This is a genomic window from Desulfosporosinus sp. I2 (assembly GCF_000960765.1).
Taxonomy (GTDB): Bacteria; Bacillota; Desulfitobacteriia; order Desulfitobacteriales; family Desulfitobacteriaceae; genus Desulfosporosinus.
This window is the reverse complement of record NZ_JYNH01000052.1, coordinates 1-21941: the sequence shown is the minus strand read 5'-3', so window position 1 is coordinate 21941 and position 21941 is coordinate 1. Positions and strand designations below refer to the sequence as shown.

Genomic DNA, 21941 nt, shown 5'->3' with positions numbered 1-21941 from the left:
TAATTAAGCTAAGCTAAGCTTAGCATATGCGTGATGAACTGATTTGAAGACCGAGATTAAACGATCATCTTGGCCAGTTTTGACTCCAAAGAATTTTAATAATATGGGAGGGTTTTTTATGTCAAAAAAGATTGCAATTCCATCAAACGGTGAAGTATTAGATCCCCATTTTGGACGAGCTGCAGGATTTACTGTGTTTGAAATTGAAGGCAATAATGCACGTTTTGTTGAATTTCTTAGTTCGACGGGTCTTCAACATCAGCATGAAGGACTTGCCAATATGTTCAAGAGCAAAGGGGTAGAGGTACTTGTATGCGGAGGTATTGGCGGGGGTATGATTAATGGCCTTAATGCAGTTGGTCTTGAAGTTGTATCAGGCGCCTCAGGAAACGTGGCTGAAGTAGCAAATTTATATGCTGGCGGAAAAATAGTGAGTACTGGGTCTATCTGCCAACATGATCACGGTGATGGGCATGGGCACGAACATCAACATTAAGATGAATGGATAGGCAGCATTCTGCACATCATGAGAGCAAGTGAGTCACTAGAGACAAACTTGACAAAGAAAGAATCTGAGGAGTAAGATAAATTGGATTATTAGTCCTTAGAGAGTAAAAGATGTAATTTGAATTGGAGGAAGCATTGTGAGCGAGTCGTGTAATAGCTGTGCAGCAGCTGGATCATGTAATACTGAGAGTTGTTCTGTTGAGCCAGAATTGACTAAGGCTCAAAAAGTAAGCCATGTTAAAAAAGTCATTGCTGTCATGAGTGGTAAAGGAGGAGTCGGCAAATCCTCTGTAACTGGTATGTTAGCAGTAAGTCTTATGCGTCAAGGCTATAAAGTTGGAATTTTAGACTCGGACATAACTGGCCCGAGTATTCCAAAAATTTTCGGGATCAAGGAAAGGGCAGGAGCGAGCCAAGGAGGCATCATTGCACCGACGAGCCGCGGCGGGATTAAAATCATGTCCCTCAATCTTATGATTGAAAACGAAGATGATCCCGTGATCTTACGTGGGCCGCTGATCACTCAAGTCGTCAATCAATTTTGGAAAGATGTAATTTGGGGAGAACTCGATTATTTGTTAATTGATATGCCTCCCGGTACTGGGGATGTCGCCATCACGATATTCCAATCGTTACCGATCAATGGGGTAGTGATGGTAACAAGTCCGCAAGCATTAGCGAATATGGTGGTGCGCAAAGCGATCAAAATGGTTAGAAACTATGAACCCCCAATTTATGGATTGATAGAAAACATGGCTTATGTGCAGTGTCCTGATTGTAGTAAGAAGATAGAAGTCTTCGGAAAACCACAAGGTAAGGAAGAAGCAAAACGTAATTTGATTCCTTTCTTGGGAACATTGCCCCTTGATCCTGCTTTAGCAACGCTATCGGACGCTGGCAAGATTGAGGATTATCAATCTCCAAACTTTGATCAGATCGCAAAAAATTTAGCGGAACAGATTAAAACGATTAGTGAAAAGAATCTAGCCTAAGGTAAGCGTTTCGTTAATGGATAGTGAAGGCCCTTGCTTCAAATGAGATTAAGCAAGGGCCTTCACTATTTACTATTGGCGACGTTCCAGTTCCCCTTTTAAGTCAGTAATGGATTCTTTTAACGCTTGGATTTGAGATTCATAGCGTTTAACAGCATGACCTGGGAGGTGCAGGCCAGTCTGCTTCAGCACAAAACTACGTTCTTCCTCGATCTCTTCCAGTTCTTCAGACAATGTTTGTAAACGTCTCGATAAATCTTCATCACGTAATATCGACAAATCTTCCATTCACTTATCTCCCTTCATTTAGTCCTTGATAATTAATATAAGAAGCCATATAATGACATTCTCTTTCTTAGTTGATCTTACTTGACCGATATATTCTTAAGTTGTATGCTAAAGGAGATATTTCGGGTCCCCCCCGGAGAGGGTATCTTAATTATAACTCTGTGAAATTACGTTATCAACTTCCTTAGCCAAGATGGCAAGTGAATATCTTATCAAAGTTATAAAGTGCTATAAATTGTAGCTTAGAGTAATATAAACCCTCCAGTTAGAAATAAGAATAAATCGTCTATGAAAGGAAGAGAGGCCTTGTGAAAAATGTAGATCCAGAGGAAACAAAAAGCATTATAACTAGACTTAAAACAGTGCGTGGTCATATTTCTGCGGTAGAACGAATGATGGATGAAGAAAAGAAATGTGAGGAGATATTCTTACAACTCGTCGCTATCCGTTCAGCTGTACATAAGGTTTCAGTAATTGTTGCGCAACGCTATGCAAAAACGTGTATGGCCGATGCGATTGAAGAGGGGGAGGACCTCGAGACTGTGCTAAATAGAGCCATAGCTACATTAATGAAACTCAATCAGTGAAGAAATAATTTTCTATAAGCTTTAATTCAATTCGATTAATAAATTTAAGGGAACTATGCTCTTATGCCGTTATCCTTTCAATAAGGATGACGGCATTTTACTTGCGCACATGGCGAAATTACGTGAGAAAGTAAACTGTTATCATTTTACTTATTGACCTGAAATAGATTTGATGCTATTCTTAGAATATTAATCCCAACCGGGGGGAGGGGGGTCGTTAGGTGTTAGAGTGTTCTCATTGTGGGACATTGGTTTCAGAATTTCGTCCTAAATTTTTTATGGTTTTAGAAAAGGTAGATCCTATGCCACCTAATGTGAAAGAGATTACTTGTCCAAACTGCAGTGGAATTAATTACGCCATAAATCTTAGCTTTTGTTCTCAATGTTCATTTTTTAAACCACTCTATAATCCTATGGAACCAGACCAGATTCTAAACATTGGATGTCGTGGGCAGTGTCTGTCGAAGTGAGAACAATGATTAAGTAATGAGGATAATACAGTTATGATATTCGTTGCGACGAATCAAAAAGCTATCAATTTTTGAGGAGGGTTTAATAATGGCAGATAACTATTTAGAGGCCTATGGTAAGGAAACTAGTCAGGATGCAGGGGAGCGTACCCTTAAGTATTTTGAAGATCTCTTTAGTATGGAAATGCCTTTGAGTCGAATGATGAAAATGATGCCTGGTATGGTTAAGTTCATGATGTCGAGTAAGGACACACGTGAGGATTTGTTCAAGTTCATGCCTCAAATGACGCCCATGATCAAACAAGCGGTTACTGGTAAGTAAGTAGAAGCTGAAGCAGAATGGAGGAAAACTTGTGCTCGAACAAGTAAAAGATTGGGACGACGATTTTTACGAGCGGTGGAAGCCAATCGCTATGGGATTTGTCAATGAGGCAGAACGATGTTTGCAATGTGGAAAGTGTACGGGACAATGTCCCGCTGCGGCGGTGACACCCGGTTACAATCCCAGGAAATTGATTCGTGACCTTGTAGACGGGAATATCAAACGAATTTTATCCAGCGTGGAACTCTGGCAATGCTTTTTCTGTAGTGGTTGTTACTCCACGTGCCCGATGGATATTAACTTTCCGTTTTTTATCTTCATGCTCCGTTTAGGCGCGATGAATGAAGGCTACGGATGGGAAGATGTTAAACAACTCGAAGCTTATGCGGAGAAGGACTATCTGAAAGATGGCATTACAGTTTCGATTCGGGAGAGGAATCCATTTGTAGTGGATACAGTAGGAGACATTGGAAAAATTCGTGAAGCGGCCGGACTCCCTACTAAACGAGTGGTCAGTAAGCGGGGGGTTGCTGAGATTAACATGATTTCGGATCTTAGTGGTATGACAAGCTTTATGAAGAAAATCGGCGGAGTCGATCTCTTAGACTGTAATACGTGCGACGATGCGCAAGCGAGACGCTGCAAAACAAAGCCTCTACCTTCAAAAGTTGGGAAAATTACGACAAAAACACGGTTTTATAATTACGGAGAACCGTCAGGAGGGAAAACAAATGCCAAGACTTGATAAAGTAGCTCAAATTCCCAAACCCGATAAAATTTTCGTCTTCAAAAGCTGTGTTGCCAGTAATAAATACCCCGGAATTGAAGCGTGCTCATCCGATTCCCTGCGTATCCTTGGAATCGAACCTGTGGACTCGGATGAACAAACATGCTGCGGTGGTTTTGTAACCTTTGCCAATGTTGCGGCCCCTACTGCTTCCATGCCTGCTGTGGCTCGTAATCTATCGCTGGCAGAGGAAAAAGGGCTAGATACGTGTGTTGTTTGTAATGGTTGCTGGACTTTTTTAAATGAGTTTGGTCATTTCATGAATCATAATGCCGAAGTTAAGGCGAGTGTCAATATGATGTTAAACATGATGGGCAAGGAATATAAAGGTACAGGCAGTGTTTATCATATTGCCGAAATGTACTATCGCCTGAAAGAAGAACTTGCCGAAAATGTCAAACGTCCGCTTAAGGGGATTAAAGTCGCAACGCATTATGGCTGTCATTATCTCGGAGGTGGGAAATATACCGCCATCGATGATGCCCAGATGCCTTCATATTTAGAAGAAATTATTGAAATCTTAGGAGGAGAGGTCGTCCCTTATACGGCTAACCGCGAATGTTGTGGGACAGGCTTTACACAGGTTATTAATGGTAAAGACCTTTCTCTAGAGCATACCAAGACCAAATTAGATTCCGTCAAAGAAGCGGATCCAGATATCCTGGTCGTACAGTGTCCTTATTGTCACAGTCAGTTAGACCGCATTCAACAACAATTTAATTACCGTGATGAGGGAGATTTCCAAACTCCTATTCTGCACATCGCTCAACTCGTCGGTATGGGTTTGGGACTTGATGTAGCGAAATTAGGTTTTGCCGCCCATGTCAGTGGACGTGCACGTCTCGAAAATGTCTTAGACCGAATCGGTCGTTAAAAGAGGAGGACAGGTATCTTGAGCAAAAAGACGTTAGTCATAGGCGGAGGGATTGCGGGAATTACTGCTGCCCAGAAAATTGCCCAAAACGGTGGAGATGTAATTTTAATTGAAAAAGAAGACGCGCTCGGAGGCAACTTTGCAAAATTGACCTATACATTTCCGGTCCTAGGGGATGCGAAGGCCTTAGTTTCTCAGGAAGTTCAAAAAGTTCAGACCACGCCGTCCATCGAAATTTTGACAAACACTACGTTAACAGCCTGCCAAGGAAGCGTTGGAGATTTCTCTGTTGAGTTAAAGACTTTGAGCGGGACCCGCCAAGAGATCGTCGGTGCCATTATTGTTGCAGCGGGATTTCATTATATGGAGCCAACGGCTTACACCGAGTATAGCTACGGACGGAGTCCTAAAGTGGTTACAAGCTTAGAATTTGAGAAAATGGCGGCAGAAAACCGCTTGCCTCAAGGGAATGTTCGGGTTGTCTTCGTTCATTGCGTGGGTTCGCGAGATAAAGCGAAGGGCTATGTTTACTGCTCAAAAATCTGTTGTTCCTATTCCGCAAAACACGCCATCATGATGAAAAAAGCCAATCCCCAGTCGAAATCCTACGTTTTCTATATCGACATCCGGGCACTGGGTAAAGGGTACGAAGAATTTATTCGCTCAGCCATGGAAGAGCATAACGTTCGCTATATCCGCGGACGGGTGGCCAAAGTGCTAGAAAGCGAAGGGAAACTCCTGGTCCGTGCTGAGGATTCCCTGATGGGAAACCCAGTAGAAGTGGAAGCGGATTTAGTGGTCTTGGCATCCGCCATGGAACCCCCTGTTGGGTCACGTGATCTGGCTGCGATGTTAGGGATTGCAACGGATGAGTATGGATTCTTCCAAGATGTGGAATCAAATGTTCGTCCTTGTCACTCGTCTAAACCGGGTATTTTCCTTGCTGGAAGCTGCACTCAACCGATGGAAATTGCGAGTGCTGTCGCGATGGGTGGACTTTCAGCCAGTGAGGCTCTTGCAGTGACCCGTTAAGAAGGCTGAAAAGTAAGGATGTGAATCAAAATGCGTTTGCGCATTCATGAAAACGGTATTCGAACGATCGTCGAAGAGAGCATTCAAAAGTCCCTGACCGCCTGCTTGCAATGTTCAAAGTGTGGCGGAGGGTGTGCCCATGTGGATGAATTCGACTTGTCCCCACGCCAAGTGATTGAATATTTGTTGGATTGTCTAGATGAACAGGTTTTGGACAGCCGAACCATATGGCTTTGCGGAAAAAATTGTACAGAGTGTGAGGTAATATGTCCGGTCGGTCTCCCCTTAAACGGGATTATGGTCACGCTTCGTGAAGAAGCAACGCGACGTGGCGTTGAACCTAAATACGAACAACCGTCTTTGATATATCACAAGTTTGAGCACTGTTCGAAACACCGAAGAGAGGGGGAAGAGGGTTGAAAGTAGTACTTCATGGAGAACACAGTTTTCTTGAAGAGGTGGAAGTACGGAGCGGACAAAAAGTTCAAGAATGCCACCAGTGCAGTAAATGTTCGGGAGGGTGTCCGTTTTCCGGGGTCATGGACTATTCGCCGAACTCAATTTTAGAAATGATTGTTTATGGCATGAAAGATCAAGTTCTGCCAAGCAAATCGATTCAAATGTGTATTCAGTGTGGAACGTGCGGTGCCCAGTGTCCTGCGGGTTTCGAACTTTACGAAGTGATGAATGCCCTGCGGGCGATGGCCAAAGAAGAAGGGTACACGTCAAGCGAAACAAAAATTCCTAAGATGAATAAAATTTTCCTGGGAGAAGTTCGGAATAGCGGGCGGATGCATGAAGTAGGTCTCATAGTCAAGAATATGCTTTCCCAAGGAGAACTGGCCCGGGATGTGGCTGCTCTGATTCCGATTGGCCCGCCGATGTTCTTAAATGGTATCATGGGATTCGGTGATATTCTACCACGTAAGATTCACGGACAGGCCGCTGTGGCTAAAATCTTTGACAATGTGCAGAAAATGCGAGGAGGGCAAGGATGATGAAAACGGGCTACTTTCCAGGGTGTTCTCTCCATTCAACTGCTAAGAACTATGAATCCTCAACTCGTGAAGTTTTAAAAGCGTTAGATGTTCAATTAGAAGAGATTCCGGATTGGAACTGCTGTGGCTCAACCCCTGCTCATCAGGTGGATCATCTCTTGGCCTTGGCCTTACCGGCTAGAAACTTAGCGCAAGCGGAGAAGGCGGGCATGAAAGAAGTTATGGCTCCCTGTGCCGCATGTTTCAATCATTTACGTACGGCTGAGATCGAATGTGCTGAAAATCAATTTACAGCCAAGAAAGTCCAACAAGCCATCGAGATGAACTACAATAATACAGTTCATGTGCTGAATATCCTAGAGCTGTTGGTGGACCGAATCGGAATCGATAAAGTGGCTGCCAAGGTCAAAAAACCCTTAAAGGGTTTGAAGATTGCTCCTTATTATGGATGTATGCTCACTCGACCGGCCAAGATTACTCAGTTTGACCATCCGACGAATCCGGTAAGTATGGATAAACTTTTGACAGCTTTAGGAGCGGAAGTGGTAGCTTGGGATAGTAAGACAGATTGCTGTGGCGCGGCGTATGTGTTAACGCGGCCGGAGGTAGTGATTGAGCTGAGTGGTCGGATTGTATATCAAGCCAAAGAAGTTGGAGCGGACGCCATCGCAACTGCTTGTCCCATGTGCATGTCGAATCTTGATTTACGACAAGGAGCTATGGCGAAAGCAACAGGTAAGAAAACCCAGGTGCCTGTGATGTATATTACGGAACTGATTGGTATGGCGTTTGGAATTCCCAACTCTGTATTGGGTATCCGTAAGCATGTTATTAGCACTGCTCCAGTTACGGCTAAAATCAGTTGACTTAATCTCGAATTTTAACCATCAAGAGTTTAGATTTCTTAAAGAGCCTAACACTTCATTTTGAAGTGTTAGGCTCTAATTTTTGTTGTCATTAAAGTTTAATATATTAAACCTTTAGAAGATTATAAATATATCATAAAAAAGTATTGACCTAATAAATATTTGGGTATATCCTAAGTATAAATCGCCTATACCCGGGGGGGGATATGGAAAAAGGCTAGGCTAGCTTGTGAATTTATAAGCAAGGTTGTCCTTTCCTATCACTACATACGCTGAGCATCCTTTTAAAACATACAGATTGCATTGAAAGAAGTGCCTACGGAGGTGGTAACAAAAACAAGTGTGTTATCTCAGTAAAAATATTAACATGTGAGGTGAGGGGTAACGTGAAAACAAAAAAACAGACTATATTAGCCTTAGTTTTTGGCATGTTTAGTGTTGTAATGATTGGATCATATTGGCTTGCGACACCTAAAGAGACCGAAGCCGCCTGTGGTGCCTCGACGACTAGTTGTAAAACGTGTCATGAGGTTAAGGGAGAAGCACCTGTGTCCAAAAAGGGTGATTGGCATATTCAACATGCTTTCGCAGATTTTTGTCAAGCCTGCCATTTGGGAGTTGCGACAGAGACCGATAAGACTAAAGCTCATGCTGGGATTGTCGCCAAACCTTTAGCACAACCGGATCAAACCTGCGCATCGTGCCATCCAGCAGATACTGCAACTCGGGTTGCAAAATATGGCGGTTCTGCGACAAGTGCTTCGACAGGTAATCCGACTTCAGGTTCGAGCACAGCAGAGACTGCAACCGGAACAACTCCAGCGGGGACCGGAACAGTGACTCCGTCAGCAGCTGCTAATCAGATTCCCCCAGTAAAAATTCCAATTTCGATATTATTGACTTTAACTTATCCGACAGAATTCCTTGGTTAGCTTGGGCAATCGGAATTATCAATGCGTTTATGCTGATATTATTGGGTGTCTTAATCTGGAGATGGAAAAAAGGGTTTTGGCCTTGGACCTTCTTAGTGGGGAGAACGGAAAAAGTCCCCTTCAATACTTTGCCCCCAGAAGTTCAGGAAGTGTTTACCCAGTTATTGGAGGGGGATATTAAGACGGTTATTTCTCTAGAAAGAATTTTAAAAGGAGAGTACGGTCCTCAAGTATTACAAGCAGTGTCAAGCTTGCCGGAAAAGGTTCTGAACCAGCTTCGGACGTTAGAGGACAATGATCTAGAGTCCTTATCGTCATTGAGCGATTTAATGCGGAATGAAGGGAGTGAGCAAAACCATGGGCTTTAATCAGTCAATGAAAGAAAAAGTATGGTCGCCATGGGCGGCAGGAGTGTTGTTGGGATTAACAGCCGTAGGGTCGTATGTTTTAGTCGGTAAAACCATTGGTTCATCCGGCGGAATCGAGAACGTTGACAGCATACTCTTGAAGGCCTTTGATAGTAGTTTGGCAAATTTATTGTACTTCAAATATCAAATGCCTCCAGTGGTGAGTTTCCAGATTCTCTTATTTGTCGGGATGATCTTGGGAGCGATGACCTCAAGTCTCTGGTCCAAAGATTTTAAGTTTCGGATGATGCCGGATCAACAATGGACAAAAATTTTCGGGCCAAGTAAGTTGAAGCGTTGGAGCTTGATTTTTATCGGTGGTGTAATTATTGAGTTTTCAGCCGGTATCGCCGGAGGGTGCACGAGTGGCTTAGCAATTTCAGGGACGATGCAGCTTTCTCCAGCGGGTTTGATTTTTATCGTAGGGTTGTTCATTTCTGGAATAATTACGACCAAATTATTGTACGGGGGGGATTATTAAGATGATGACGTATGTCGTCCCCATATTGATTGGTTTCTTCTTTGCGTTTGCTCTTCAGAAGGCAGGCTTGGGCCATTACCATAAAATCGTTAATCAATTTCGCTTTAAAGATAATACTGTCATGAAGTTTATGATGACTGGAATCTCTGTTGGGCTTGTGGGTATCTATACGTTGAAAGATCTGGGGTTTCTCCAGATGGATCAGGTTTCTTCCACTTATATAGTCGGAAATCTTCTCGGGGGACTGCTTTTTGGAGTAGGAATGGCTCTGGCCGGTACGTGACCGGGTACGTTGATCACAGGTTGTGGTCAGGGAAATCTGGACTATTTAATACCTGGGCTCTTAGGTTTTTTGACGGGTGGAATCTTATTTGGAGTGACCTATCAATCGATCTTCCTGAAAATTTCAACCATTGGAGATTTTGGGCAAAAGACGCTAGAAGATCTATTTCATGTCAACCATTGGCTGTTTGTGGGACTCTTTGTCCTTTGCACGCTTGTTTTCTATATAGCTTCTAAAATTGCGGAAAGCTCTAAGAAGACGGAAATGACAGGTGCCAAAGAACTCTAATAGGAAACAGAGTGGATAAAATTATCGTTCTCAGGGATTAGTTGCATGTTCGATATAGATAGCAGATGTTCAATAACATCCTGAACCACCTGGTTACTAGGTTGTAAGTTGGATTAAAGGAGCCGATATTGAAAAGAAAGGAGGGAGCAATTTGTCCAAAGTATATACTTGGGATCAATTGTTTAGCCGCCGACTGTTTATAAAAGGCACAGCTGCTACAGCTGCGTTGGGTGCAACTGTAGGAATGGGTTTGTTAAGGCCTAAGTCCAATCTAGGACAAGGAAGCTCAGATCAAAGTTCAGCAAAAGGGGTTAAACATGTAACGACCATTTGTGAGCAGTGTGTTTGGCGTTGTGGCGTTATTGCCAGAGTAGAAGACGGTGTCGTTAAAAGGTTGGAAGGGAACCCGAATCACCCAAACAATTTAGGGAAATTATGCCCACGTGGCAACGCAGGCCTTGAAACGATGTATAGTCCTGATCGCATCAAGTTCCCACTCTTACGAGCAGGGGCTAGGGGTAGTGGCTTGTGGCGCAGGGCATCCTGGGATGAGGCTTTGAGTTATACAGCTGAACAAATGCAGAAGATTAAAGATAACTATGGTGCTAAGGCTATGATGTTCAATTCTACCGATAACCTCTCCCAACCGTTTTTTGAAATTCTCCTCAAAGCTTATGGCTCCCCGAATTATGGGACTCAACGGAGTTTATGCTTCAATGCAATGACGACGGGGTTTTTATACACCTATGGTACCCCACAACCAGGCACGGATTTTTCGAAATGTAAGTATATGATTTTTGCTGGTCGAAATTTGGCTGAGGGAATTTCCAATAATGAAACACAAGAAATGATTGAAATGGTGGCCAGAGGGGTTAAGGTCGTGGTACTAGATCCACGTTTTAGTAAGACTGCTTCTAAGGCCACCGAGTGGTTGCCTGTCCGTCCGGGCGCGGATTCAGCGTTTTTCTTGGCTATGATTCATGTCATCATTCGAGAAAAACTATACAATGAAACATTTGTAAAGCAATATACTCAAGGTTTTGACGATCTCGTCACGGAGGTTGAAGAGTATACCCCGGAATGGGCTGAGAAAAAATGTGAAATTCCTGCTGCGACTATCCGGCGGATTGCCCAGGATTTCGCGGCCGCAGCACCTGCCGCGATTGCTCATCCCAATTGGAGGACGTCAAATTTTGTTAATTCGTTCCAAACTGAGCGGGCCATTGCTGTGCTTAATGCTTTGATCGGAAATTGGGCAAAACCTGGAGGGCTTATTCCAGATCAGGAACTAAGCACTGCCAAGCTTGGTGTGTTATCTCACCCAGCCTTTCCACCTGCTCAAGGGATTCGTCTGGATGGAGTACCATGGCAGTATCCTATGGTACCCTTAGCCTATGGAGTAATTCAGACGATGCGGGATAATATTTTGACGGGCAAACCATACGAGGCCAAGGGGTGGCTGATTTCCAGACAGAATCCTGTTCTCTCGATTCCAGAACGTCAAAAAACCATCAACGCTATGATGAAACTGGATTTTGTGGCGGTGATTGACATTCAAGCCAGTGACACAGCCTATTATGCGGATGTGATTTTACCGGAATCCTCCTATCTAGAACGCTTCGATGGTTTGATTCCCATCAAAAACAAACTCTTTATTCGCCAGCCGGTGGTAGAGCCTCTCTATGATACGAAGAGTAGCTTAATGATTTACAAGGAATTAGCGGAGAAGTTGGGACTTGGAGAATTTCTACCTTATCAAGATGAAAAGGATCTCCTAGCTAAGCAACTCCAACCGTTCCCAGTAGCACTAGACGAATTACAACGGTTGGGACATTATGAAGTGAAAAATTTCAAAGAAGATCATTCCAAAGACTTTGAGTTCCAGACAAGCAGCGGCAAAATAGAAATTTCTTCGAGTATTATGGCCCAAATGGGCAAGAAGGCCGTCCCAACCTGGAATGAGCCACCTCGGCCAGAGCAAGACCATTTTTACCTCTTAACAGGTAAGACCGCACAGCATACCCAAATGTTCACGCAGAACAATCGCTGGTTACTAGAAGTCTTTCCTGAAAACAGGGCCTGGTTGCACACTTCGGTTGCCACAAAGATCGGGGTCAAGACGGATGATGAAGTGGTATTGGAGAGTGAGGTCGGAAAGGTCAGTATTAAGGCTTACGTTACTGAGGGGATACGACCGGATTGTATTTTCATGGTCGGTGGATTTGGGCATGTGAGCAAGGGACTTAAGGCAGCCTATTCCTTAGGAGCGAGTGATTCAGCTTTGCATAAGACTGTCACAGACCCGATTTCCGGAGGTTCGGCTTTGAGTGAAACTTTCGTAACCGTGAGTAAGGCGTAAGTTAAGTATAAGGCGTAGGAGGGAAAAGAATGACTATTCGCATGGGATTTGTCATCATTACTTCGCGCTGTATCGATTGTGATGCCTGTATGGTGGCCTGTCGCTCAGAAAATGACGTGCCACTTGGGCATACGCGCAATTGGGTGAAGAGTAGCGGAGTTCAAGGACAGTTCCCGAAGGTATCGGAACGATTCCAACCAGGAAACTGTATGCATTGTGATAACCCACCTTGTGTTAAGGTTTGTCCGACCGGGGCGTCTCAAAAACGGCCCGATGGGATCGTCATCGTCGAAAATAAGAAATGCATTGGTTGCAAATACTGTCTCACGGCTTGTCCGTATGATGCACGTTTTTCCAATCCTGAAACAGGAAAGGCAGATAAGTGTACCTTGTGCTTACACCGCCTTGAGCAGGGATTAGAACCAGCGTGTGTTCAAACCTGCCTCGGAAAATCCCGGCAAGCTGGGGATCTCAATGACCCTGACAGTATCGTCTCAAAGTTGATCGCTCAATATCCGACCAGAATTTTACTCAAAAACGTGGGAACGGGTCCAAATATTTACTATATTGACGAGGCTGTTCCTGAAATACCAGAAGGGAAATAACGGCCTAAGGAGGTGGATTCTATGGAATTAACTTGGGGATTAATGATCGTTATTTATCTCTTCGCTGCAGGATTAAGTGCGGGGGCGATGATCACTTCAAATCTTTCCTATCTATATGGTGGTCAGGATTTTCAGCGAGTTAGTCGGGTTGGGGCGTTAATAACCCCTTTCCCAATTTCCTTGGGGTTAGGCGTGTTAGTGCTTGATTTAGGTAGCCCCTTTAATTTCTATCAGTTATTTCTCACCTTGGAATTAAGTTCCCCGATGTCCTATGGAAGTTGGTTAATTCTTATATTTAGTATTTTTAGTATTATTAATTTTTATCTATGGCTCCCCAAAAAATTCCAAATTGTTGGTCAGACTCTTCAACTGGAAAAAGGGAAAAAACTTTTGGCAAAAATCATGCCGTTTTTGTCGGTCGGCGTTGCCTCCTATACGGGTCTGCTTCTGAATGCTGCAGTACGCCCAATCTGGAATGCCCCTTTGCTCCCTATACTATTTTTAGTTTCTGCATTTTCGACGGGAGTAGCTGCCGTGATTTTGATTGCAACGCTAAGCCCTTGGGAGCGAGCCCGACATAAGGAATTACATGTTTTGACCATGGCCGATGTAGGCTTGATAATCCTAGAGTGTTTGCTTATACTATTCATAATCGTGATGGGTAGATTTAGCTCAGATAGTGAATCAGTGGCCTTTGGTAGTTTGTTGTACGGACACTATGCTTGGATTTTTTGGCTCTTGATCGTAGGTTTCGGTTTGATGCTTCCGTTATTATTGGAGTTCATGGAGCTGAAGAACAAAATCCCTGTCAAATGGACATGGCCTGTCACAATTAGCAGTAGCTTTCTGGTTATATTTGGCGGCTTTTTCGTACGCTATATTATAACCTATGCCGGACAAACGAGTAGTTGGTTCTAGTATCTATTCGAGTTATGAATAGTGGTAGTACCTTAGATTATTAAATATCGAGAGAAGCTAAAACCTGGAAGGTCACTAAAGAAATTTGGGAAAGGAAAAGGTTAGGTTTACCCGGGTTTTCTTAACTTGATCAGATTGATAATGCCTAAGCAAGAATGGACAAGACGAGCGGTGTTACGCCTAGCATGGGTCGGGATCATCGCCTCTGCTGCCTTAGCTATCGAACCTCTCGCAAAGTATTTCACAAGCAAAGAAGATCGACAGAAATTCCCCCTAGTGGTTTATAAAAAACCGCTCGCAGAAAACAGCGGCTGGCAAAATACAGCCGCTACTCGTGTGTGGGTCAAGCGAGATACTTTAGGGGTCATGGCAATGGTGGCTACTTGTACTCATCTTGGCTGCGAAGTTAACTATCATTCCGATAAAAAACAATGGATTTGCCCTTGCCATGCAAGTATATATGACGAAGAGGGTAGAATCATCTCGGGGCCCGCCTCTCAAGCATTGCATCGAGTCTCGGTCGAGCGCCAACCGGATGGTTCACTGATCATCAATACTTCCAAACAAGTAGGAATGGATATGCGAGTATGAAAGATCACACAACCTTTATTAACCATATTCGACCACGATCTATTCCGAGTCGAGCACTCTCAGTCTTCTACACGTTTTGCCTCGGAGGATTATCGTTTTTAGCTTTTCTCGTACTTGGGATTACGGGTCTCCTTCTGATGTTTCATTATCAATTAGGAGAGAGTACAAGTTTTGGCAGTATCCTGACCATTTCCTCTGTGATTCCCTATGGTGGGGTTATTCGGAATTTGCATTATTGGGCGGGTCAGCTAATGGTCGTAACCGTAAATCTCCATATGTTGCGAGTTGTTTGGACCCATTCCTATAAACCTCCCAAGCAACTGAATTGGCTAGTCGGGATAGCCTTACTCATGCTCGTATTGTTTTTAGACTTTACGGGATACCTACTGATCGGATCTCAGGAAAGTGGTGCAGCAGCGACTGTGGCCGTCAATATCTTGGGATTAATCCCTGGTATAGGGGCTGGTCTAGCGCAAAGCATATTTGGAGAACCTTCAGCCTTAAGTGGAAGTACTCTTGTAGTTTATGTATGGCATTGCGTTGTCTTACCGATGATTCTCTTATTATTACAACTCTATCATTTCTGGCGCATTCGTCGTGATGGTGGAGTACGCCCACTTTAAGGGGGAGACTGTATGGCACGTTCACTCATTAAACACCTCATTGAAAAAGAGGGAATTGCAGCAATTTTATTCTTAGCGTTTTGTACAGCTCTGGCCTTAATGTTTCCGGCAGGTGTAGGAACGAGCAATCAAGCTCCTACGGTCTTACATGCAGTTGCTCCATGGATTTTTGGCCCGTTCCAGATTTTATTGTTGTACCTTCCTCCGTGGTTAGGGGCTCTGCTTTTACCGATGGTCATTGTAGCGGGGCTGACAAGTTTGCCTTGGCTAGTTGAGTATATGGGTGAGAGGTGGGGTCAGAGGATTTTTGGGTTCCTCTTTTCCAGTATTATTTTCATGTTGATCTGGTTTATGGGCAAAGAATTGTGGTGGACCTAACATGAAAAAGGTCGTTTTGCTTGTCAGTACGCTTATTTTGGTTTTAATTATCATTCTAACCCTGAAACAGGAAGGAACGCCAGAATGGGGTCGGTATCAAACAGAGTATTTTAAGGAACAACTTGCGAACTTGCAAATTGAGCTCGGATCCGTCCGAGATGATAACGAGAAGCAAAAGCTACTTGCTGAAATTGAGAGCTACCGTCAGCGTAAGCCGGAGATTGTCAATCTCACACTTCCCAATGGTGAGACCGAGCGATGTAAGACCTGTCACATTGGGATTGAGGAAATATCGAACTCCCATCCTAGCGATACAATGGGATGTGCGGTTTGCCATGGCGGTAATCCTTTGTCACTGGACAAAACGACGGCCCATGCCCAAATGAATGGGGGTGGACATCCAGGGTCCCTAGATGTGGCCTCTCTAAGTTGCGGGGGGACAGGGCCGAGCGGAGTCGCTTGTCATAGTGGAAATCAAGATCTGGCCAAAAATCAAGTAGACACTGTAAAAACCTCGATCATGTCCACTAAAGCTGGAGAGTTAAGTGTTGTGCGCAGAATGTTTGGAATCGACAAAACAACGGAGGTTCCCGGACTTGATAAGGTCGTGGGGGCTTATCACTATCCGAATCCTCTGCAGGGTCGACCTAATGAAGAGGTTTTCCAACAAGATTGTCTAAGTCAATGCCATCAAAGCACAGGGGATTTACATCTCAACCTGAAGAATCCTCAGTCGGCGACAGCTCAGCCAGCGACTGCTTCCAACGAGAAAGTACAAGCTAATGGCTGTGAAGCTTGTCATGTTCTGACCAATCCAACGCATACGTATATCGGCAATGATCCTACCATTCAAGAAAATCAGAGTGGGCGTGGAATGGTGCACCGGCTAACAACCCAAATTCCTTATACACAATGTAATCAGTGTCATAACCAAGGGACCCATGATCCTATTAAAATGAAGTTGTCGGCTCGTTCCGATATCGACAAAGTAACTCGAGATTGGCAAGCCGGCGACTTAACTTGGACAGATCGCGTGAGGGATTATTATTTGCCAGGTGAAGTCTTTGCTCGGTGTGAAGTAAGTCTGGACTGCATTGATTGCCATACGAAGCTCGATACTATGGGAGATGGCGAGTTCTATACATCCCAACATGAGGCAGTTCATATCCAGTGTCTTTATTGTCATGGAACCAAAGAAAAGCTTCCTCAAACTAAAAAGATTGAGAGTCCGAACGAATTGGCAGTTCAAATGCAAAGGCAAATTACGAATCCTAACTTTCCAACCCTGAAAATTGGGGATGAAATCTTGGTTTCGGCTAAAGGGGAGGAACTGGCGTTCCTTCGCCATAGCGGAGAAGATTGGATTCAGAGCAGTCGGGTGACTGGGAAACCATTCAAGATCCCTTTAGTTATAGGAAGTGCATGCGAGCAAAACCCTGAAGAACAAGGGGCAGATTCCTGTCATAAGTGCCATGATCGAACGGCTGAAAATCCATGAAATTCTTTAGATGGGTAACTTTTTTGTACTATCAGACCCCTATGCGACTGTGTGGCACCACTGATGAATAAAAATTTTGTTCATACTACCACTATGGCTTAGGCTTAGCACCGGCCAGGTTTTCTAAAGTTCAAGAATGTTGAGTTCTTGGACTTTTTTATTAGTACGGGGTACCATCCCCACTTGTAAAGTGGAAATTTCACGGATAATTAATATCTCACCATAAGAGAAAAGGATTAATAAGGGTTGACAAACGAAAGAGAGGCGAATATATTAGTATCATATACCATGCGGGGGTATAAGGGGTCATGGCATGTTAGCTTTGACAATAGGTTAAATTATAATGGATAAGATATCAGGAACAGGTAATAGTTAAGGGAGGCTAATTCAATGCCAAGTTACGATCTGATATGTCAAAAGTGTGCGCATAAATTTTCAGTATTTTGTAGTATCAGCCAAAAAGACCAACAAAGTTGCCCTAAATGTGAGAGTGACCAAATTAAACAGCGGTTCACAACGGTGAATGTTATAGGTTCAAATGGAGATAAAGGGTCTTCGGGGAGGATAAATACAGCTCCCTCTCGCTTTGGCTGAGCAGGCTGTTAAGCGAGAAACCGTGTGTTTCTCTTGATGAGGGGAGATGGAGATAGATGTCTGCGTTTATTTTAGAAAAGCTGTGTCGAGGGTGCAAACGTTGTGTTAATACATGCCCCGTTCAAGCCATCACTATACTTTCCCATCTGCCAGTCGTGGAGCCGAAGCTATGTATTGAATGTGAAACCTGTATGGAAGCATGTATGCATGGTGCTATAACGTTTAGACCTACTGAGGAGAGGAAAGCTAATGAATGAGAAAGAACCATGGAACGATGAAAAACATCAGTATATAGAGCAACAGGATTTGATACTCCAGTTTAACGAGGTGGAGAAAAAGTTAGCTGACTTAAAAGCACGTTGGCCCTTTCATTCTGTTCAACCAAAGATGGTTGCTGAACGAGAAGATTTGGAAGAGGAAAGAGATCGGTTACTACGCTTGATTAATCCGGCGTAACTAAACGAGTTCATTTAACATTTTTGTATTGATCAAGAAAGCACTCCATTGCACAAGCAAACGTCGAAGATCGTGGTTAAAAATAGTTGAAACAGATATCATAGTATAATTTGAGGAGGATATGTGTGGGTAAGAAGGTATTGATTATTGGTGGTGTGGCTGGTGGTGCATCTGCAGCCGCGAGACTTAGAAGACTGGATGAGACAGCTGAGATTATTATGTTTGAAAGAGACGAGTACATCTCCTTTGCCAATTGCGGTTTGCCCTACTACATTGGGGAGACCATCAAAGAAAGAGAGAAACTTTTGGTCCAGACTCCAGAAAGTATGAAGAGTAGGTTTAATATCGATGTTAGAATTAACAGTGAAGTGATCCGTCTGGATACCCTTAAAAAAGTAGTGACGGTGAAAAATAAGACCAATGATAGCTATGAAGAATCGTATGATTACCTTGTTTTATCCCCTGGAGCAAAAGCAATTAAACCGCCGATCGAGGGTATCAATAATCAGAGAATCTTTACCTTAAGAAATATACCCGATACGGATCAAATTAAAACTTTTGTGGATCAAGAGGAAACAAAACGTGCAATCGTCATTGGTGGCGGCTTTGTCGGTGTGGAAATAGCTGAAAACCTAAAACATCGTGGACTTGACGTAACGATCGTCGAAGCAGCACCGCATATTTTGGCACCCTTTGATTCGGACGTTGTCGGAGCCGTGGAAAAGGAACTCTCGGACCATGGGGTAAAACTCATCTTGAATGATGGAGTTAAGTCATTTAAGGATCTGGAAAGCAGTGTTCAGATAAACCTTAATAGTGACCAAACATTGACAGCGGATCTTGTGATTTTAGCTATAGGAGTTATCCCGGATACGGCCTTCCTTAAGGAGAGTGGAATTAAGCTAGGAGTCAAAGGGCATATTTTAGTCGATGAAACCATGGCGACCAGTGCGGAAAACGTCTATGCTGTCGGAGATGCCATCGAGGTCGTTGATTTTGTCAACAAACAAGCGACAACCATTCCCCTTGCGGGGCCTGCCAATAAACAAGGCCGAATAGCAGCGGATAATATTGCAGGTCTGAAAACCTCTTATAAGGGGACCCAGGGCACTTCGATTCTCAAAGTCTTCGGTCTTACAGCAGCCAATACAGGTAATAATGAGCGGACCTTAAAACGCTTAGATATCCCATATAAAACAATAACTATCCATCCAGGGTCGCATGCCTCATATTATCCAGGAAGCTTCATGATGACCTTGAAACTGATCTTTAATGAAGATGGGAAAATTTTAGGAGCTCAGGGCGTAGGCAGTGACGGAGTAGATAAAAGAATTGACGTTATTGCAACGGTCATAAGACTGGGTGGTACTGTCACAGATTTAACAGAGTTGGAGCTTTGCTACGCACCCCCTTATTCATCTGCCAAAGACCCCGTTAATATGGCGGGTTTTGTAGCGGAGAATGTCCTGGCAAGTAGAGTGGATGTCATATCGATTGAGCAGTTCATGGAGTATGATCGAGAGAACACGATCTTATTGGATGTCCGCACTGAAACGGAATATAATGGCGGACATCTTGAAGGAGCGCTCCACATCCCAGTCGATAGCTTGAGAGCAAGGTTGTCCGAACTCGATAAAACCAAAGAGATCTTAGAATATTGCCAAATAGGACTGAGAGGTTACGTAGCGTCTAGGATCTTAACCCAAAATGGATATAACGTGAAAAACCTAACTGGTGGGTACAAATCTTGTCTGATGTCGCCTTTGAAACCCGCTCGTGTTGCTCCCATAGAGACGTCAGAAAAACAAATTATCGATCCCGAAACCCAAGTTGTGAAGGAAAATGTGGGAAAAGGGATCAGTGATTATAAGAAAAGTCATCGTGATTGTGGGCTGTGTTCTGAGTAAATGGTTCTAACTATAGATAGGCATACATGGTTTTGAAAGCCTCCAATATGGGGGCTTTTTTTGTACTGCAACTAAGGCGGCCGTCTTCGCCAAGGCTGCAAGCTGGTTTACACGTGCGAAGACAGTGTCATCGCTCCGCTAAGCTAACACGTGCGAAGACAGTGTCTGCAAGAAGAGTAATCCGTGCAAAAACAGTGTTTTCGTGGGCGCCAGCTAAGTTTTCTTTATATAAAGGAAGGAAGAAGGTGACTTTGGATTATTAAATAGGAAATTTGATATTGGAATCAAAATGAAGGATATGTAAACTGTTTGTAGAATTTACTAAGCATGAGGGTATTGGCAACAAAAAAGCTTTTTGCAAACAGAATCGTCAAGCAAATTTTTCTTATTCGGAATACCGTGTGTGTTAGCAGCAATAGCAATATATTATATTAATAAATGATAGTTCCATCGGACTGTGAAAAATGACGAAGTGTACCCTTGTAAGATAAAATTCAAATTAGTTGAAAGGAATTTTATGAGTAGCATATTTGGATTAATCGTACTCGTGCTAGTTGCATCTACCTTACAAGCCGGAACTGGTTTCGGCTTCTCAATCATGGCAACCCCGTTTCTACTTTTACTTTTTGAACCTCATGATGCAATTCAGTTAAATATCATACTTTCTCTTTTGATATCTGTTATTATGACTTATAAAATACGTAGTGAGCTCAATAAAGAGAGCTTAATACGCTTAATGAAGGGTAGTTTAATCGGAATTTTTCCAGGAATGCTACTTTTCATCTTTCTTGATGTGCGACCATTAAAGATTTTAGTTAGTATTCTAATCCTTGCCTCAACAGCTTTATTAGTGGCTAAAATTAAACTGAAACAAAGTAACATCAAGGAACTAATAACAGGGGCATTATCGGGATTGCTTACTGCAAGTTTGGGTATGCCGGGGCCACCTTTGTTGATATATTTTTCCGGAGCAAAGGTGGATAAATCGACTCTTCGAAGTACTGCTTTAGCCTATTTTGTGTTTATTTATCCGATCAGTCTTTTACTTCAATTCTCAATGTATCGCATTTCAAAAGGGGTTTGGATATCAACCTTATATGCATTGCCCTTTGCTATAATGGGAATTTATATAGGTCAACGGGTATTTGCAAGATTAAATCAGCAACTCTTTGAGAAGATAATCTACTCATTGTTATTTTTTACGGGTATTTACTTGTTAATCACAACTATGTAATATTGCTTCTGAAAAGAATTACATTCGGAATTTAGTCATAAAAACTAATAGGTTTCATGAAACATGCCGCATAAAATCTGCAGCATATAATAACTGATAGATTAAAGTGAAAAATTACCTAAAATGAAGGTTGAAGACGAGGGAGGAACCATTATTGAAATATGAGTGGAAAAAACAAGCCAAGCAATTGTATTTACCCAAAAATAAACCTGAAGTTGTTACGGTGCCAGATTTCAAATTCTTTATGATTGATGGAAAGGGTAATCCTAATTCTGAAGAATTCTCTCTATCGGTGTCTTGTATTCTCTAGCTTATGCTATCAAAATGTTACCTAAAAGAAATATTATGCCCGAAGGGTATTTTGATTTTTACGGTGTTCCCTCTTGAAGGTCTTTGGGATTTAGCAGAAGAGGCAAGAACTATAGAAATATTGGATAAAAACAGTTTGCTATACACAATCATGATAAGACAACCTGATTTTGTAACAGATAAGTTAGCGCAGGAAGTCATTAATAGTTGAAACAAAAAAAACCTCACCCTTTGCTTAATAAAGTGAGATTCAACCGCATAGAAGAAGGACTTTGTGTTCAAATGTTACATATTGGCCCATATGATGATGAGCCACAGAGTTTTTCAATCATGGAAGATTATTGTGCACAGAATA

General features: G+C 43.0%; 27 protein-coding genes and 1 pseudogene. 27 read left to right on the top strand and 1 reads right to left on the bottom strand.

Annotated elements, in window-relative coordinates; translation table 11 throughout:
• Window positions 1–118 precede the first annotated feature (118 nt).
• Both UF75_RS13200 and UF75_RS13195 read left to right on the top strand, forming a co-directional pair.
• Window positions 119–496, top strand: coding sequence for a NifB/NifX family molybdenum-iron cluster-binding protein (locus UF75_RS13200; RefSeq protein ID WP_045575057.1), 378 nt, complete (start codon window positions 119–121; stop codon window positions 494–496).
• A gap of 148 nt (window positions 497–644) precedes the next feature.
• Window positions 645–1499 (top strand): Mrp/NBP35 family ATP-binding protein, encoded by an 855-nt coding sequence (locus tag UF75_RS13195; protein WP_045575056.1) that lies wholly within the window; start codon window positions 645–647, stop codon window positions 1497–1499.
• A gap of 72 nt (window positions 1500–1571) precedes the next feature.
• Here UF75_RS13195 and UF75_RS13190 read toward each other — a convergent pair whose 3' ends face one another.
• Window positions 1572–1787, bottom strand: coding sequence for a hypothetical protein (locus UF75_RS13190; protein ID WP_045575055.1), 216 nt, complete (start codon window positions 1785–1787; stop codon window positions 1572–1574).
• Between the two features lie 308 nt (window positions 1788–2095).
• On the opposite strand from UF75_RS13190, the gene UF75_RS13185 reads away from it, so the two are divergent.
• The 25 genes and pseudogenes from UF75_RS13185 (at window position 2096) to UF75_RS29115 (ending at window position 21587) form a co-directional block, all read left to right on the top strand.
• Window positions 2096–2374: a metal-sensitive transcriptional regulator gene (locus tag UF75_RS13185; protein ID WP_045575054.1), complete on the top strand. Its 279-nt coding sequence runs from the start codon at window positions 2096–2098 to the stop codon at window positions 2372–2374.
• Between the two features lie 558 nt (window positions 2375–2932).
• Complete coding sequence (locus tag UF75_RS13175) at window positions 2933–3166, top strand: hypothetical protein (protein ID WP_045575052.1); 234 nt, start codon at window positions 2933–2935, stop codon at window positions 3164–3166.
• Between the two features lie 31 nt (window positions 3167–3197).
• Window positions 3198–3911 carry a 4Fe-4S dicluster domain-containing protein gene (locus UF75_RS26275; protein WP_052693228.1) on the top strand — a complete coding sequence of 238 codons (714 nt, stop codon included), beginning with the start codon at window positions 3198–3200 and terminating at the stop codon, window positions 3909–3911.
• Window positions 3898–4827 (top strand): CoB--CoM heterodisulfide reductase iron-sulfur subunit B family protein, encoded by a 930-nt coding sequence (locus UF75_RS13165; protein WP_052693226.1) that lies wholly within the window; start codon window positions 3898–3900, stop codon window positions 4825–4827. Before UF75_RS26275 ends, UF75_RS13165 begins: the two co-directional genes overlap by 14 nt.
• A gap of 18 nt (window positions 4828–4845) precedes the next feature.
• Window positions 4846–5859 carry an FAD-dependent oxidoreductase gene (locus UF75_RS13160; protein ID WP_045575051.1) on the top strand — a complete coding sequence of 338 codons (1014 nt, stop codon included), beginning with the start codon at window positions 4846–4848 and terminating at the stop codon, window positions 5857–5859.
• A 30-nt stretch (window positions 5860–5889) separates the two neighbouring features.
• Window positions 5890–6279, top strand: a complete 390-nt coding sequence (locus UF75_RS26270; RefSeq protein WP_052693224.1) for a 4Fe-4S dicluster domain-containing protein — start codon at window positions 5890–5892, stop codon at window positions 6277–6279.
• The gene (locus UF75_RS26265) at window positions 6276–6857 is read left to right on the top strand and encodes a 4Fe-4S dicluster domain-containing protein (protein ID WP_052693222.1); all 582 of its coding nucleotides are present in this window, start codon (window positions 6276–6278) and stop codon (window positions 6855–6857) included. Before UF75_RS26270 ends, UF75_RS26265 begins: the two co-directional genes overlap by 4 nt.
• Window positions 6854–7723 (top strand): CoB--CoM heterodisulfide reductase iron-sulfur subunit B family protein, encoded by an 870-nt coding sequence (locus UF75_RS13145; RefSeq protein ID WP_052693219.1) that lies wholly within the window; start codon window positions 6854–6856, stop codon window positions 7721–7723. The genes UF75_RS26265 and UF75_RS13145 overlap by 4 nt, the downstream gene beginning before the upstream one ends.
• 386 nt (window positions 7724–8109) lie before the next feature.
• Window positions 8110–8655 (top strand): hypothetical protein, encoded by a 546-nt coding sequence (locus UF75_RS30075; RefSeq protein WP_242860226.1) that lies wholly within the window; start codon window positions 8110–8112, stop codon window positions 8653–8655.
• Between the two features lie 29 nt (window positions 8656–8684).
• Window positions 8685–9023 carry a hypothetical protein gene (locus tag UF75_RS30070; RefSeq protein ID WP_242860225.1) on the top strand — a complete coding sequence of 113 codons (339 nt, stop codon included), beginning with the start codon at window positions 8685–8687 and terminating at the stop codon, window positions 9021–9023.
• A gap of 7 nt (window positions 9024–9030) precedes the next feature.
• Window positions 9031–9543: a YeeE/YedE thiosulfate transporter family protein gene (locus UF75_RS13135; protein WP_242860224.1), complete on the top strand. Its 513-nt coding sequence runs from the start codon at window positions 9031–9033 to the stop codon at window positions 9541–9543.
• Between the two features lies 1 nt (window position 9544).
• Entirely contained in the window at window positions 9545–10114 is a 570-nt protein-coding gene (locus tag UF75_RS13130) for a YeeE/YedE thiosulfate transporter family protein (RefSeq protein WP_156146416.1), read from the top strand.
• Between the two features lie 151 nt (window positions 10115–10265).
• The gene (locus tag UF75_RS13125) at window positions 10266–12473 is read left to right on the top strand and encodes a molybdopterin-dependent oxidoreductase (protein WP_045575049.1); all 2208 of its coding nucleotides are present in this window, start codon (window positions 10266–10268) and stop codon (window positions 12471–12473) included.
• A 29-nt stretch (window positions 12474–12502) separates the two neighbouring features.
• Window positions 12503–13078: a 4Fe-4S dicluster domain-containing protein gene (locus UF75_RS13120; RefSeq protein WP_045575048.1), complete on the top strand. Its 576-nt coding sequence runs from the start codon at window positions 12503–12505 to the stop codon at window positions 13076–13078.
• A 21-nt stretch (window positions 13079–13099) separates the two neighbouring features.
• Window positions 13100–13996 carry an NrfD/PsrC family molybdoenzyme membrane anchor subunit gene (gene nrfD / locus UF75_RS13115; protein WP_045575047.1) on the top strand — a complete coding sequence of 299 codons (897 nt, stop codon included), beginning with the start codon at window positions 13100–13102 and terminating at the stop codon, window positions 13994–13996.
• 126 nt (window positions 13997–14122) lie between these two features.
• Entirely contained in the window at window positions 14123–14587 is a 465-nt protein-coding gene (locus tag UF75_RS13110) for a Rieske 2Fe-2S domain-containing protein (RefSeq protein WP_242860223.1), read from the top strand.
• On the top strand, window positions 14584–15210 hold the full coding sequence (locus tag UF75_RS13105; protein WP_045575046.1) for a cytochrome b N-terminal domain-containing protein: 627 nt from the start codon (window positions 14584–14586) through the stop codon (window positions 15208–15210). The genes UF75_RS13110 and UF75_RS13105 overlap by 4 nt, the downstream gene beginning before the upstream one ends.
• Before the next feature lie 12 nt (window positions 15211–15222).
• Window positions 15223–15588, top strand: a complete 366-nt coding sequence (locus tag UF75_RS13100) for a hypothetical protein (RefSeq protein WP_045575045.1) — start codon at window positions 15223–15225, stop codon at window positions 15586–15588.
• Between the two features lies 1 nt (window position 15589).
• Complete coding sequence (locus UF75_RS13095) at window positions 15590–17086, top strand: hypothetical protein (RefSeq protein WP_045575044.1); 1497 nt, start codon at window positions 15590–15592, stop codon at window positions 17084–17086.
• Between the two features lie 390 nt (window positions 17087–17476).
• Entirely contained in the window at window positions 17477–17680 is a 204-nt protein-coding gene (locus UF75_RS13090; RefSeq protein WP_045575043.1) for an FmdB family zinc ribbon protein, read from the top strand.
• 56 nt (window positions 17681–17736) lie between these two features.
• Window positions 17737–17937 carry a 4Fe-4S binding protein gene (locus UF75_RS29125; RefSeq protein WP_045575042.1) on the top strand — a complete coding sequence of 67 codons (201 nt, stop codon included), beginning with the start codon at window positions 17737–17739 and terminating at the stop codon, window positions 17935–17937.
• Window positions 17930–18136 (top strand): hypothetical protein, encoded by a 207-nt coding sequence (locus UF75_RS29120; protein ID WP_045575041.1) that lies wholly within the window; start codon window positions 17930–17932, stop codon window positions 18134–18136. The genes UF75_RS29125 and UF75_RS29120 overlap by 8 nt, the downstream gene beginning before the upstream one ends.
• A gap of 125 nt (window positions 18137–18261) precedes the next feature.
• Window positions 18262–19884: pseudogene (locus UF75_RS13075) on the top strand (CoA-disulfide reductase); the annotation flags it as partial.
• A gap of 676 nt (window positions 19885–20560) precedes the next feature.
• The gene (locus tag UF75_RS13070) at window positions 20561–21277 is read left to right on the top strand and encodes a sulfite exporter TauE/SafE family protein (protein ID WP_045575039.1); all 717 of its coding nucleotides are present in this window, start codon (window positions 20561–20563) and stop codon (window positions 21275–21277) included.
• Between the two features lie 154 nt (window positions 21278–21431).
• Window positions 21432–21587 carry a hypothetical protein gene (locus UF75_RS29115; protein WP_197079396.1) on the top strand — a complete coding sequence of 52 codons (156 nt, stop codon included), beginning with the start codon at window positions 21432–21434 and terminating at the stop codon, window positions 21585–21587.
• Window positions 21588–21941: the final 354 nt, after the last annotated feature.

Excerpts from the sequence above, each read along its gene's own strand:
- UF75_RS13200 (WP_045575057.1), top strand. The coding sequence starts at position 119 with ATGTCAAAAAAGATTGCAATTCCATCAAACGGTGAAGTATTAGATCCC.
- UF75_RS13190 (WP_045575055.1), bottom strand. The coding sequence starts at position 1,787 with ATGGAAGATTTGTCGATATTACGTGATGAAGATTTATCGAGACGTTTA.
- UF75_RS13175 (WP_045575052.1), top strand. The coding sequence starts at position 2,933 with ATGGCAGATAACTATTTAGAGGCCTATGGTAAGGAAACTAGTCAGGAT.
- UF75_RS13165 (WP_052693226.1), top strand. The coding sequence starts at position 3,898 with ATGCCAAGACTTGATAAAGTAGCTCAAATTCCCAAACCCGATAAAATT.
- UF75_RS26270 (WP_052693224.1), top strand. The coding sequence starts at position 5,890 with ATGCGTTTGCGCATTCATGAAAACGGTATTCGAACGATCGTCGAAGAG.
- UF75_RS13145 (WP_052693219.1), top strand. The coding sequence starts at position 6,854 with ATGATGAAAACGGGCTACTTTCCAGGGTGTTCTCTCCATTCAACTGCT.
- UF75_RS30070 (WP_242860225.1), top strand. The coding sequence starts at position 8,685 with ATGCTGATATTATTGGGTGTCTTAATCTGGAGATGGAAAAAAGGGTTT.
- UF75_RS13135 (WP_242860224.1), top strand. The coding sequence starts at position 9,031 with ATGAAAGAAAAAGTATGGTCGCCATGGGCGGCAGGAGTGTTGTTGGGA.
- UF75_RS13120 (WP_045575048.1), top strand. The coding sequence starts at position 12,503 with ATGACTATTCGCATGGGATTTGTCATCATTACTTCGCGCTGTATCGAT.
- nrfD (WP_045575047.1), top strand. The coding sequence starts at position 13,100 with ATGGAATTAACTTGGGGATTAATGATCGTTATTTATCTCTTCGCTGCA.
- UF75_RS13105 (WP_045575046.1), top strand. The coding sequence starts at position 14,584 with ATGAAAGATCACACAACCTTTATTAACCATATTCGACCACGATCTATT.
- UF75_RS13100 (WP_045575045.1), top strand. The coding sequence starts at position 15,223 with ATGGCACGTTCACTCATTAAACACCTCATTGAAAAAGAGGGAATTGCA.
- UF75_RS13095 (WP_045575044.1), top strand. The coding sequence starts at position 15,590 with ATGAAAAAGGTCGTTTTGCTTGTCAGTACGCTTATTTTGGTTTTAATT.
- UF75_RS13090 (WP_045575043.1), top strand. The coding sequence starts at position 17,477 with ATGCCAAGTTACGATCTGATATGTCAAAAGTGTGCGCATAAATTTTCA.
- UF75_RS29125 (WP_045575042.1), top strand. The coding sequence starts at position 17,737 with ATGTCTGCGTTTATTTTAGAAAAGCTGTGTCGAGGGTGCAAACGTTGT.
- UF75_RS29120 (WP_045575041.1), top strand. The coding sequence starts at position 17,930 with ATGAATGAGAAAGAACCATGGAACGATGAAAAACATCAGTATATAGAG.
- UF75_RS13070 (WP_045575039.1), top strand. The coding sequence starts at position 20,561 with ATGAGTAGCATATTTGGATTAATCGTACTCGTGCTAGTTGCATCTACC.